The sequence below is a fragment of the Streptomyces meridianus genome, assembly GCF_023703325.1.
Lineage (GTDB): Bacteria > Actinomycetota > Actinomycetes > Streptomycetales > Streptomycetaceae > Streptomyces > Streptomyces meridianus.
In genome coordinates, this window is the sequence record NZ_JAMQGM010000007.1 from 22,301 (window position 1) to 35,586 (window position 13,286).

Sequence of the window (13,286 nt, forward strand, 5' to 3'; positions counted from 1 at the left end):
AGGAGTTGTCGGTCCCGTATGACGGGGTGAGATCGGGTTCGTCGATCTGAATGCGCTATCGACACAAGGGGGAACCACGATGGCCGTACTCGAAAGTGCCGCAGCACTGGCTCGGCTGGAACAGCTGCTCGTCGACAGTTCCGAGGGCCGGGGTCAACTCGCTCTCGTGCAGGGCGGCCTCGCCTGCGGAAAGACCGAGTTACTCTACGCGCTGACCCAGCGTGCCTCTGCCTCGGGAGCCCTGGTCCTCAGCGCCACCTGCTCCCGGGACGAGGGAGACCTGCAGGCGGGCCTGATCGACCAATTGTTCCAGGGTGCGGATCTGCCCGAGCAGGTCACCGCCAGGGTGGAGGAACTCGTCACCCCCCGGACCGTCGAGGAAGGGCACTCCGGTGACGCCCCGTGCGCCGTACAGCTCCCCGACGCCCGGGTGGTCCACGAGATCTGCGGGATCCTGCTCGAACTCGCCAGGAAAAGACCGCTGGTCATTGCCGTGGACGACGTCCAGTTCGCCGACAGCGCCTCCCTGCAGTTCCTCCTCTACGTGCTGCGCCGGATGAGATCGGCGCGCATACTCATGGTTCTCACCGAATGGGAGCGCCCGCACCCCGGCCATCCGGCCTTCCGCGCCGAGATCACCCGCCGGCCCTACCATGAGATACGCCTCGGCCCGCTCTCCCGCGACGACGTCGAACACCTGGTCACGGATCTCCTGGGAGGGCACAGCCACCCCTCACTGGCCTCCGGAATCCACGACCTCACGGGCGGAAACGCCGTCCTCGCCCGCGCCCTGGTGGACGACTTCACCCGCGCCGACCGCACCCACGCCGGCACCGTGCAGGACGACGACTCCTCGCCGGTCGTCGGCTTCGCCTTCGGCCAGGCCACCCTGGCCTGCCTGCACCGGTGGGGGACCGAACTGCTCGACACGGCCCGCGCCGTCGCGGTCCTCGGCGACCACGCCGACCCCGAACTCATCGGGCAGCTCATGCAGGTCCGCCGCTACGACGTCGACCGGTTCCTGCACACCCTCGGCTCCGCCGGGCTGCTCCTGAACGGCCGGTTCCGCCACCAGGTCGCCGAGCGGGTCGTGCTGGGCACGCTTTCCCGCGGTGAGCGCTCCGCCATGCACCTGCGCGCCGCCGAGCTGCTCTACGAGAGCGGCGCCGAGGCCTCCGCCGTCGCTTGTCAGCTCATTGCGGCCGACCCGGTGATGGAGCCCTGGATGGTGCCGGTCCTGCGGGCCGCCGCCGACCAGGCGCTCGCTCGTGACGACGTGGCCGTCGCCGTCCGCTGCCTGGAGTCCGCGCTGCCCGTCGTCGACCGGGGGGAACGCCTCGCCCTCACCGCCGCCCTCGCACGCGCGCTCTGGCGGGTCAACCCCTCGGCGGCGGCACGCTACATGCCCGCGCTGCAGGCAGCCGTCGAGCAGGGCTCGCTGCCCGCCCGCGACGTGGTGACCGTCGCCCGCTGGGCGATGTGGAATGGCGACGGTGAGGCGGTCGCCCGGTCCCTGCGCGCCGTGCCCGGCACCGCGGCACTCGACGACGCGCGGCTCGTGGTCGAACTGCGGCTCGCCTTCCAGTGGTACTACGGCAGCGAACGCGGGCAGTTTCCCGACTCGGTCGGCGGTCGCGGCGCCGGCAGCGATCCCTGGAACCGTGCGACGAACCGCCTGGCAGCCGTGTGGAAGCACAGGGAACCCGACGTTGCCGTCGACAGCGCCGAACAGATCCTGCAGAGCTGTCAGTTGGGTGACTCGACACTCGAGGTCATCTCCTCGGCGCTGCTTGTGCTCGTGGTCGGGAACAGGCTCGACCGTGCGACCTGGTGGTGCGAGCAATTCATCGACGAAGCAGCCCGCAGGGGCGCGGTCACCTGGCAGGCGGTGCTCAGCAGTGTCCGGGCGGCGATCACCCTGCGCCAGGGGCGCATCGTGCTCGCAGCAGAGCAGGCCGAGCACGCCCTGCACATGATGGCGCCCCAGAGCTGGGGCGTACTCATCGGCTACCCGCTCTCCACACTCGTGTCCGCATGCACCCCCATGGGCCGCTACGAGGCGGCTGCCGAGGCCCTGCGGTACGAGGTACCCGAGGCCATGTTCGGCACCCTCGACGGCCTGCGCTACCTGCACGCCCGCGGCCACTATTACCTGGCGACCGACCGGGTCCTGGCCGCCATCAGCGACTTCGAACGCTGCGGCAGACTCATGCGCGAGTGGTCGCTCGACCTGGCTTCCATGGTGCCCTGGCGCAGCGACCTCGCCGAAGCACACCTGCGGCTCGGGCGCACCGCCAGCGCCCGCGACCTTGTCAACCAGCAGCTCGCGCAGGCCACCGCCACCGACGACCGCACGCGCGGCATCTCCCTGCGCGTGCTGGCAGCCGCCAGTGACCTGCCGCAGCGCCCCGCGCTGCTGCGCCGCTCCGTCGAACACCTGGAGGCATCCGGTGACCGGGTCGAACTGGCCCGCGCCCTCAAGGAGCTGAGCCAGGTGCATCAGCAGCTCGGCGAACTCGACCGGGCTCGTCTGCTGGCCCGGCGCGCCACACAGGAGACCAAGGCCTGTCACTCCGGTCCGCAGCCCTCCTGCCCGAGCCCGCCGGAGCCCCTGCGGCCGTCGCCGCCGGTGACGGCTCCCGGCCGGCAGCAGCGGCCCGACGGGGACGGGCCCGTGCTCAGCGACGCCCAGCGGCGGGTCGCCGATCTCGCGGCCCTCGGACACACCAACCAGGAGATCAGCCGCAAGCTCTACATCACCGTCAGCACGGTGGAACAGCACTTGACGCGGGTGTTCCGCAAGCTGGGGGTGACCAGCCGGGAGGCACTGCCGCTGTCTCTCACCGAGGTCCCGTGACCGGGCGCCACACGGCCGGCCGGCGCACGGTCACCGTGCGCCGGCGGCGTCGTTCCGGGCTCAGCCGCGTGGCAGCAGTTTCCCGATCTCGTCCTCCAGGAGGCGGATCACCTCCGGTGCGTTGTCGGTCAGGTAGAAGTGGCCGCCCGTGAACCAGCTCAGGGTGCAGCCGGCAACGCTGTGGCGTGACCAGCCCCGGGCCTCCTCGGCGGTCACCTCCTCGTCGGCCTCACCGTTGAGCACCTGGATCGGGCAGACCAGCGACGGCCCCGGACGGTATCGGTAGGTCTCGGCCGCCCGGTAGTCGCCGCGCACAGCAGGCAGCAGACTGTGCATCAGCTCCTCGTCCGCGAGCACCGCCGCGTTGGTGCCGCTCATCCGCCGCAGCGTGGCGACGAGTTCGTCGTCGCAGGACAGATGCACCCGCTCACCCTCGCGCGGCAGCGACGGAGCCCGCCGCCCCGATGCGAACAGCATCAGCGGAGCCGTGCCCGCCTCCTGCAGTCGCAGGGCCACCTCGAACGCCACGGTCGCGCCCAGGCTGTGCCCGAACAACGCCGTCGGGCGGTCGCACCACGGAAGCAGCTCCGCGGCTACCGCGTCCGCCAGGTCCCGCACGTCCGTCAGGCAGCGCTCGCTGCGCCGGTCCTGCCGCCCCGGATACTGCACGGCCAGTACGTCCAGCCGCGGCGACAGTGCCCGCGACACCGGGAAGTAGTAGCTGGCCGACCCGCCGGCGTGCGGAAAGCACACCAGCCGGGCCCGGGCCGTATCGGCGGGATGGAACCGGCGCACCCACGCCCCGGTGACCGTCGTTGCCTCTGCCATGGTCTCTCGGCTTCCTCTCTGTTCCGCCGGCCTGTCCGTCGTCTGTGTCAGGCCGATGTCCAGCTGGCGGGCGGGCGGAAGCCGGCTGCGTGACGCCAGCCGACCACCTCCCCGGCACCGGTGGCGGCGTCGGGGGCCGGGCGCCTCAGTGCGGCCAGCAGCGCCACCGCCACCGCGGCCAGCTCCTCCGGACCCGCCGCACCTCGCACGATTCGCACCAGAGGCTCCGGCCCCCCGCTCATGTGGGCGGGTTGCCGTGCTTGCGGGCGGGCAGGGGCGCGTGCTTGGCGCGGAGCACGGTCAGTGCGTCGATGAGCACGGAGCGGGTGAGGGCAGGGTCGATGATGTCGTCGACCAGACCGCGTTCGGCCGCGTAGTACGGGTGCATCAACTCCTCCCGGTACTGCTTGATGTGCTGCTCCCGGGCCGCGTCAGGATCGGGCGCCGCCGCGATCTCGCGCCGGAACACCACGTTCGCCGCACCTTCCGCGCCCATGACGGCGATCTCGTTGGTCGGCCACGCGAACGACAGATCGGCGCCGATGGACCGCGAGTCCATCACGATGTAGGCGCCGCCGTAGGCCTTCCGCAGGATCACCTGCACCCGCGGGACCGTCGCCGCGCAGTAGGCGTACAACAGCTTCGCCCCGTGCCGGATGATTCCGCCGTGTTCCTGGTCGCCGCCGGGCAGGAACCCGGGGACGTCGACGAGCGTCACCAGCGGGATGCTGAAGGCGTCACAGGTCTGCACGAAGCGCGCCGCCTTCTCCGAGGCGTGGATGTCCAGCACGCCCGCCATCGACGCGGGCTGGTTGGCAACGATCCCGGCCACCTGGCCGCCGAGCCGGGCGAACCCGCAGATGATGTTGGTGGCCCAGGTGGCGTGCACCTCGAACAGATCGCCGTCGTCGACGAGTTCCTCGATCACGGTACGCATGTCGTACGACTGGTTGGTGTCCGCGGGCACCAAGTCCAGCAGCACGTCGTTGCGCCGCTCGGCGGGGTCGTCCGGGACCACTGCCGGAGGCGTCTGCCGGTTGTTGGAGGGCAGCAACGACAGCAGATGCCGGACGTCGGCGAAGCAGTCCTCCTCGTCCTCGTAGAGGAACGCGCTCGCACCGGAGACCTTGGAGTGAACCTCCGCACCGCCGAGGGCGTCGTGCGTGATCTCCTCCCCTGTCACGGCCTGCACCACGTCGGGGCCGGTGATGTACATCTGCGCGATGTCCCGCACCATGAACACGAAGTCGGTCAGCGCGGGTGAATAGGTCGCACCGCCCGCGCACGGTCCGAGCATCACGCTGATCTGCGGGACCACTCCCGACGCCTGCACGTTCCGGCGGAAGATCCCGCCGTAGCCGGCCAGCGCGGTCACCCCCTCCTGGATGCGCGCCCCCGCGCCGTCGCTCAGCGCCACGAGCGGGGCCCCGGCAGACAGGGCCAGATCCATCACCTTGTGAATCTTCTCGGCGTGGGCCTCGCCCAGGGAACCGCCGAAGATGCGGAAGTCGTGCGCGTAGGCGAACACGATCCGGCCGTCGACCTCGCCCCACCCGGTCACCACCCCGTCGGTGTGCGGGCGGCGCGCCTCCAGTCCGAAACCACTGGCCCGGTGCCGGCGCAACTGCTCGATCTCCCGGAACGTGCCCGGATCGAACAGCAGGTCCAGACGCTCCCGCACGGTCAGCTTGCCGCGTGCGTGCTGTGCCTCGGAAGCGCGGGAGGACGGCCCGAGTTCGGCCGCATCCTTGAGTGCATGCAGTTCCGCCACCCGGTCACGGGCCGAGACTCGCCGCTGCGGCGCGGGCTGCGGGACGAGCGGTGGTGACGCGGGCGGCCCGAGGACGGCGCCGGGCGGCGCCACCGGGTCGTGGGCAACAGACATCCTCAACCCATCTGTCGGCGTGGCGGCCCGGGCATCGCATGGGCCATGGGCGGTCCTGTCCATCAATGCCACCCGGTCCTGTCGCCGAGAACACCGACCGCCCCCAGAAGCGCTCCCCGGAACCCCTATGCCCGGCCCCACCCACATCCCCGCGGCCGGGTGCGGACGCCCGGGAACGGCCGGTCATCGCGGGTGCCGGGCGCCGCACGCACCCGGGTCGGTAGGGGTGTCCCGGTACCGGGTCCGGTCATAGCGTGCGGGCCGCAAGAGGCTTGGCGGATCCGGGAGCTGGCAGCCGGCCGCCCTGCGCGAATCGGCCCAGAGCAACAGACCATCCGAGCTTGGAGCGTGCAGATGTCCCGATCCCCGGGCTTCGGACCCGACGCAGAGCAGGCGCCCGCCGTGGGTGACCGGACCGGGTCCGAACTCGCCGGCACGTTGGAACGACTGCCGGACACCGAGCAGGTCAGGGTCCTGATCGACCTGGTGTGCGGGCAGACCCTCGAGGTGCTGCGCCGCGTACGACCGGACACCGCCGACACGGCCGTGGACCCCTCCCGGCCGTTCCGCGAACTCGGCCTGGACTCGCTCGGCCTGGTCGAACTGCACGCCCGCCTCAACGCCGCCACCGGGCTCGGTCTGCCGGTGACCGCCGCGTTCGACCACCCCAGCCCGCAACTGCTCGCCGGCCGCCTGCGGTCCGCTCTGCTCGGAGAGACGTCCGTCGCTGACCACCCGGGCCCCGCGCCCGCCGGTGTTACCGACGACGAGCCCATCGCCATCGTCGGCTTCGGTGGACGCTACCCCGGCGGCATACGGTCCGCCGACGACCTCTGGGACCTCGTCGCCGACGGCCGCACCGCCGTCGGTCCGTTCCCGGACGACCGCGGCTGGGACCTCGACGCGCTGTTCGACGGGGCCGGCGCCGCTCGCACCAGTTCCACCCGGACCGGTGGCTTCCTCCACGACGCGTCCACGTTCGACGCGGAGTTCTTCGGCATCGGCCCGCGCGAAGCGCTCGCCATGGACCCGCAGCAGCGCCTGCTGCTCGAGACCGCCTGGGACGCGCTCGAACACGGCGGCATCGACCCGGCCTCCCTGCGCGGCAGCCGTACGGGCGTCTTCGTGGGCGCAGGAGCCATCGAGTACGGCACCCGCGTGCAGGAGGCACCCGAGAACCTGGCCGGATACCTGGTCACCGGCGGTGCCCTCAGCGTCGTCTCGGGACGTGTCGCCTACAGCCTTGGACTCGAGGGGCCGGCGCTCACCGTCGACACCGCCTGCTCGGGCTCTCTGGTCTCCCTCCACCTCGCGGTGCAGTCGTTGCGCCGCGGTGAATGCACCCTCGCCCTGGCCGGAGGCGTCACCGTCCTCGGCACCCCGGGCCTGTTCACCGAGTTCAGCCGGCAGGGCGGTCTCGCGCCCGACGGCCGGATCAAGGCGTTCGCCGCCGCCGCCGACGGCACCGCCTTCGCCGAGGGCGCGGGCGTCCTGGTCGTCGAAAGGCTCTCCGACGCGCGCGCCCACGGCCACCGCATCCTCGCGGTCATCCGGGGCACCGCCGTCAACCAGGACGGCGCCAGCAACGGACTCACCGCGCCCAACGGCCTCGCCCAGCAACGGGTCATCCGCGCCGCCCTGGCCGACGCCGGACTGACGCCCGCCGAGGTGGACGCCGTCGAGGCGCACGGCACCGGAACCACCCTCGGCGATCCTGTGGAGGCGAGCGCGCTCCTCGCCACCTACGGCCACGGCCGCGCCGACGCCGAACCACTGTGGCTCGGATCGGTGAAGTCGAACCTCGGACACACCCAGGCCGCCGCGGGCGTCGCCGGCCTCGTCAAGATGATCATGGCGATGCGGCACGGCGTGCTGCCGAGGACCCTGCACGTCGACGAGCCCACCCCGGCCGTCGACTGGTCGGCGGGATCCATCCGCCTCCTCACCGAAACCGTGCCCTGGCCGGCCGGCCAACGCCCCCGGCGCGCCGCCGTCTCCGGCTTCGGCATCAGCGGCACCAATGCGCACGTCGTCATCGAGGAACCCGAACCCGCGGCGAGCACGGACCCCGTCGAGGCACACAACGACAGCGTGCCCCGCCCCGTCGACGAGGGCGTCCCCACCCCGCTCGTCGTGACCGGCCACACCGGGGCCGCCCTGCGGGCCCAGGCGGACCGGCTTGCCGACCTGGTCGCCGCAACCCCCGGCCTCACCCCGGCGGACCTCGGCCTCTCCCTCGGCACCGGGAGAGCCGTACTCGAGCACCGCGCCGGGATACTCGCCACCGACCGCCACGGAATGCTGCGCTCGCTGCGAGCCGTCGCGACCGGCAGCCCCGACCCGGACGTGCGCGCCGGCACGTCCCGCGCCGGACGCCTCGCCTTCCTGTTCACCGGCCAGGGCAGCCAGCGGATCGCTGTGGGCCGCGAACTGTACGACCGCTACCCGGTGTTCGCCGACGCCCTCACCGAAGCCATCGGCTACCTCGACCTCCAGCTGGACACCTCCCTGTGGGACGTTCTGTACGCCGAGCCCCGCACCCCCGAGGGGGACCTGCTCGACCGGACCGCGTACACCCAGGCCGCGCTGTTCGCCGTCGAGGTCGCCCTGTACCGCCTCGTCGAGTCCTGGGGGCTGCGGCCCGACGTCGTCGCCGGGCACTCCGTGGGCGAGGTGGCGGCCGCGCACGTCGCCGGCGTGCTGAACCTCGAGGACGCGGCCACCCTCGTCGCCGCGCGCGGCCGGCTCATGCAGCAACTCCCCGAGGGCGGGGCCATGGTGGCCCTCAACGCCGCCGAACACGAGGTCCGGCCGCTGCTCACCGACGAGCTGGACATCGCCGCCGTCAACGGGCCCGAATCCGTGGTCGTCTCCGGCACCGAACAGGCCGTCCTGGCCCTCGCCGAAACCTTCGCCGCCCAGGGACGCCGCACTCGCCGACTGCGCGTGAGCCACGCCTTCCACTCCCCCCTGATGGAACCGATGGCGGACGAGTTCCGACGTATCGCCGACCTCCTCGCCTACGCCCCGCCGCGCATCCCCGTCGTCTCCACGGTGACCGGCCGCATGGCCGAAGCCGAGCAGCTGTGCGACCCCGGGTACTGGACCGAGCACGTTCGCGCCTGCGTCCGCTTCGCCGACGCCGTCGGCTGGATGGCCGGCAGCGGCGTGCGCACCTTCCTCGAACTCGGCCCCGACGCCGTCCTCAGCGCCGCCGGCCCGGACTGCCTCCCCGGAGATGCCGGCGACACCGTCTTCGCCCCCCTGCTGCGCGCCGGCCGCGACGAGAACCGCGAAACGCTCGACGCCGTCCTCCTCGCCCACGTCCGCGGCGCCGCCCTCGACTGGAACGGCCTGCTGTCCTGCCGCCGGGCCCGCCGCGTCGACCTGCCCCCTTACGCCTTCCAGGGCAAGCGCTACTGGCTCACCCCTGCCCTCACCGGGAGCGACCCCTCAGGCTTCGGCCAACTCGCCGCCCAGCACCCCCTGCTCGGCTCGGTGGTGGGACTCGCCGACGGCGAAGGCACCGTCCTCACCGGCAGCATCTCGCTGCGCTCGCACCCCTGGCTGGCCGACCACACCGTCGCGGGCGTCACCCTGCTGCCCGCGACCGCGTTCGTCGAACTCGCAGCCCGCGCCGGAACCGAGGCCGACTGCGGACGGGTCGACGAACTCACCCTCCATTCAGCGCTGTTGCTGCCCGAGACCGGGAGTGTCGCACTCCAGGTCGTCGTCGGTCCGGCCGACGAACAGGGCCGCCGCACGGTGGACTGCTACAGCCGGCCCGATGACGCCGCAGACGACTCCTGGACCCGACACGCCTCCGGCCGGCTCGCCCCCGACGACGGCGCCGCCGCGCCCGAAGGCCTCGCCGCCCTGTCCGGCGCATGGCCCCCGGTCGGCGCCGAGGCCCTCGACGTCGGCACGTTCTACGACGACATGGCCGCAGGCGGCTACGGCTACGGCCCGGCCTTCCGGAACGTGCGCGGCGTCTGGCGGCGCGAGGACGAGGTTTTCGCCGAGGTCGCCGCCGTCGACAACACCGCGTCCGACGCAGGCGCCTACGGACTCCACCCCGCGCTGCTCGACGCCGCCCTGCACGCGGCGGGGTATGCCCAACCCGCGTCCGCCGCCGACCGCACCTGGATCCCCTTCTCCTGGAACGGCCTCGCCCTCCACCGCGCCGGAGCAGCGGCGCTGCGGGTGCGCATCACCGCCCGGGGCGAGGACGACATCGCCGTCGCGATCGCCGACGCGTCCGGAGCGCCGGTCGCCACCGTCGACAGCCTCCTGCTGCGGGCGGTCACCGGCGACATGCTCCGCGCCGGTGAGGCCACCCGGCAGCCCCTGCTGCGGGTGCGCTGGGAGACCCTGCACCTACCGCCGGCCCAGCCGGCCGGCTTCGTCGATCTCGCCGACGCCCCGGACCTCCGCGACACGGACACGCCCGCCCTGGTGCTCTACCGCACGCCTCAGCCGACCACCGGCAACATCCCCCGGGGCGTCCGCGAGGTGACCGCCCACGCCCTGCGGACGGTCCGGGACTGGCTGGCCGACGACAGCCGGGCCGACTCCCGCCTCGTCGTCCTCACCCGCCGAGCCGTGCCGGTGCCCGGCACCCGCGTGGACCTCGTCCAGGCCCCGGTCTGGGGCCTCGTCCGCTCCGCCGAGACGGAGAACCCCGGCCGCTTCGTGCTCGCCGACCTCGACGACAGCCCCGCATCCCAGGAGGCCCTGGGCACCGCACTCGCCACGGGTGAGCCGGAGTTCGCCCTTCGCGAAGGCCGCATGCACCTGCCGCGCCTCGCCCCGGTACCGCCACCCGAGCAGGAGCGCCCCTCACCCTGGGGCGCCGCCGGCACCGTGCTCGTCACAGGCGGCACCGGTGGTGTCGGCGCGGCCATCGCCCGGCACCTGGCGGCCCGCCACGGCGTACGAGACCTGCTGCTCGTCAGCCGTCGCGGAGCAGAGGCCCCTGGGGCCCCCGAACTCCTGGGCGCATTGGCCGAGTCCGGCGCTCGGGCCACGGCCGTGGCCTGCGACGTGGCCGACCGTGACGAGTTGGCCGCACTCCTCGCCGCGCTCCCGGCGGACCGTCCGCTCACCGCCGTCGTGCACGCCGCGGGCGTCATCGACGACGGCCTTGTCGGGTCGCTCACCCCGGAACGCCTCGACACGGTCATGCGGCCCAAGGTGGACGCCGCCTGGGCGCTGCACGAGGCGACCGCGGATCTCGACCTCGCCGCCTTCGTCCTGTTCTCCTCCGCCTCCACCGTCCTCGACGGAGCCGGCCAGGGCAACTACGCAGCCGCCAACCTCTTCCTCGACGCCCTCGCCGCCCACCGTGCCGCTGCAGGACAGGTCGTCACCTCTCTGGCCTGGGGCCTGTGGGCGGGCGGCGGCGGCATGGGAGCCGGGCTCGACGAGGCGGCCCTCCAGCGCATCCGTCGACTCGGTCTCGCCACCCTGACGTTCGAGGAGAACCTCACCCTGTTCGACCGGGCGCTCGCCCTCGGAGAACCCGCCGTCGTGCCGATCCGGGTCGATCGTCGTGCGATGCGCGACCGCGCCGACGAGATCCCCACCCTGTTGCGCGGACTCGTCCGCCGGCCGCCACGTCGCGTGTCCGGCATCCCGTCGAAGGCCGAGGGGTCCCTCGCCGCGCAGCTCGCCGCGCTGGACGAACCCGCCCGCATCGAAGCCGTGCTCCGACTGGTGCGCACCCACGCCGCCGAAGTGCTCGGCCACGAGGGTGCCGCGGCCGTGGGCGCCGACCGGGCCTTCACCGAGACCGGCTTCGACTCGCTGGCCGCCGTCGAACTGCGCAACCGCCTCGGCGCGGCCACCGGGCAGCGGCTGCCCGCCACGGTCACCTTCGACCACCCCACGCCGGCCGCCCTCGCCGCGTACCTCGCCGGCGTGCTGGCGCGCCGTGCCGGATCGGCAGGGGCCGCAACCGCCGGGACACCGCAGGGGGCCGGGGGCAGAGCGGCCATTGACGAGGACCCGATCGTCATCGTCGGCATGGCCTGCCGCTACCCCGGTGACGTCACCTCGCCGGAGGATCTCTGGCGGCTGGTCGCGGACGGCTCCGACGTCGTCGGGCCCTTCCCCGCCGACCGCGGCTGGGCCACCGACCTGTACGACCCCGAGCCCGGCAAGCCGGGCAAGACCTACTCCGCGGAGGGTGGCTTCCTCTACGACGCCGCCTGCTTCGACCCCGGGTTCTTCGGCATCAGTCCGCGCGAGGCACAGGCCATGGACCCGCAGCAGCGGCTCCTGCTCGAAGTCGCCTGGGAGACCTTCGAGCGGGCCGGCATCGATCCGCACGCGGTCCGGGGCAGCAGCACCGGCGTGTTCGCCGGCGTGATGTACCACGACTGGGGGCTGCGGCTCGGCCCGCTGCCCGAGGACGTGGCCGGCTACCACGGCAACGGCAGCCTCGCCAGTGTCGTCTCCGGCCGAGTCGCCTACACCCTCGGCCTGGAGGGGCCTGCGGTCACGGTCGATACGGCGTGCTCGTCGTCGCTGGTCGCGCTGCACTGGGCGAGCCAGGCCCTGCGCCGCGGCGAGTGCACCCTTGCGCTGGCCGGCGGCGTCACCGTCATGTCCACCCCGGACACGTTCACCGACATGAGCCGGCAGCGTGGCCTCGCCTCCGACGGCCGCTGCAAGTCCTTCGGAGCCGGTGCGGACGGCACCGGATGGGGCGAGGGCGCGGGACTGCTGCTGCTGGAACGGCTGTCGGACGCGCGGGCCAACGGGCACCAGGTGCTGGCGGTGGTGCGCGGCTCGGCCGTCAACCAGGACGGTGCGTCGAACGGTCTGACGGCGCCGAACGGTCCGTCGCAGCAGCGGGTGATCCGGCAGGCGCTCGCGGTCTCCGGTCTGACGACCACGGACGTGGACGTGGTCGAGGGCCACGGGACGGGGACGCGGCTGGGTGATCCGATCGAGGCGCAGGCGCTGCTGGCCACCTATGGCCAGGGCCGTCCGGAGGACCGGCCGTTGTGGCTGGGTTCGGTCAAGTCGAACATGGGGCACACGCAGGCGGCGGCAGGTGTGGCCGGTGTCATCAAGATGGTGATGGCCATGCGGCACGGCCTGCTCCCCCGGACACTGCACGCCGACGAGCCGTCGGACCAGGTCGACTGGTCCGAGGGGCGTGTCGAGGTGCTGACCGAGACGCGGGAGTGGGCCGATACGGGCAGCCCGCGGCGTGCTGGTGTGTCGTCGTTCGGTATCAGCGGTACCAACGCCCACGTCATTCTCGAACAACCGCCGGCCGACGCACCGGCCGAGGCGGTCGCCCCGGATCCAGCCCGCGAGGGCGCGATGCCCTGGGTGGTCTCCGCGAAGACCCCGGAGGCCCTGCGGGCCCAGCGAGACCGGGTCCTCGAGTTTCTCGCAACTGCGGAGGACGACCAACTGGTCGACGCAGCCCACGCTCTGGCCACCACGCGCGCGGCGCTCGAGCACCGGGCCGTCGCCGTCGGGGCCGACCGGACCGAACTCGCCGCCTCGCTCTCGACCACTCGGGCCGGGGAGGTCGTGGAAGGCGCCCTCGCCATCGTGTTCACGGGTCAGGGTGCGCAGCGGCTGGGTATGGGCCGTGAGTTGTGCGGGGCGTTTCCGGTGTTCGGGGAGGCGTTCGGTGCGGTGGCTGCTGCGGTGGACGCGCATCTCGACGTACCCCTGCGGGAGGTGGTGTGGGGC

At 72.9% G+C, this 13,286-nt stretch carries 5 protein-coding genes; 2 read left to right on the forward strand and 3 right to left on the reverse strand.

Annotation, left to right across the window (positions count from 1 at the left end; all coding sequences use genetic code 11):
- Positions 1-79 precede the first annotated feature (79 nt).
- Entirely contained in the window at positions 80-2,857 is a 2,778-nt protein-coding gene (locus M1E25_RS03160; RefSeq protein WP_251409147.1) for a helix-turn-helix transcriptional regulator, read from the forward strand.
- 60 nt (positions 2,858-2,917) lie between these two features.
- Here the strand turns inward: M1E25_RS03160 and M1E25_RS03165 are convergent, their stop codons facing one another.
- The 3 genes from M1E25_RS03165 to M1E25_RS03175 are packed head-to-tail and all read right to left on the reverse strand — an operon-like array spanning position 2,918 to position 5,570.
- Complete coding sequence (locus M1E25_RS03165) at positions 2,918-3,685, reverse strand: thioesterase II family protein (RefSeq protein WP_251409150.1); 768 nt, start codon at positions 3,683-3,685, stop codon at positions 2,918-2,920.
- A gap of 47 nt (positions 3,686-3,732) precedes the next feature.
- Positions 3,733-3,903, reverse strand: a complete 171-nt coding sequence (locus M1E25_RS03170; RefSeq protein ID WP_251409153.1) for an acyl-CoA carboxylase epsilon subunit — start codon at positions 3,901-3,903, stop codon at positions 3,733-3,735.
- A 20-nt stretch (positions 3,904-3,923) separates the two neighbouring features.
- On the reverse strand, positions 3,924-5,570 hold the full coding sequence (locus M1E25_RS03175; protein WP_251409156.1) for an acyl-CoA carboxylase subunit beta: 1,647 nt from the start codon (positions 5,568-5,570) through the stop codon (positions 3,924-3,926).
- Between the two features lie 546 nt (positions 5,571-6,116).
- Between M1E25_RS03175 and M1E25_RS03180 the strand changes: the two genes are divergently transcribed.
- A partial coding sequence (locus tag M1E25_RS03180) for an SDR family NAD(P)-dependent oxidoreductase (RefSeq protein ID WP_443735583.1) occupies positions 6,117-13,286 on the forward strand: 7,170 nt, incomplete at its 3' end.

What these genes read in the sequence shown, in the direction of transcription:
- M1E25_RS03160 (WP_251409147.1), top strand. Translation starts at nt 80, where the DNA reads ATGGCCGTACTCGAAAGTGCCGCAGCACTGGCTCGGCTGGAACAGCTG.
- M1E25_RS03165 (WP_251409150.1), bottom strand. Translation starts at nt 3,685, where the DNA reads ATGGCAGAGGCAACGACGGTCACCGGGGCGTGGGTGCGCCGGTTCCAT.
- M1E25_RS03175 (WP_251409156.1), bottom strand. Translation starts at nt 5,570, where the DNA reads ATGTCTGTTGCCCACGACCCGGTGGCGCCGCCCGGCGCCGTCCTCGGG.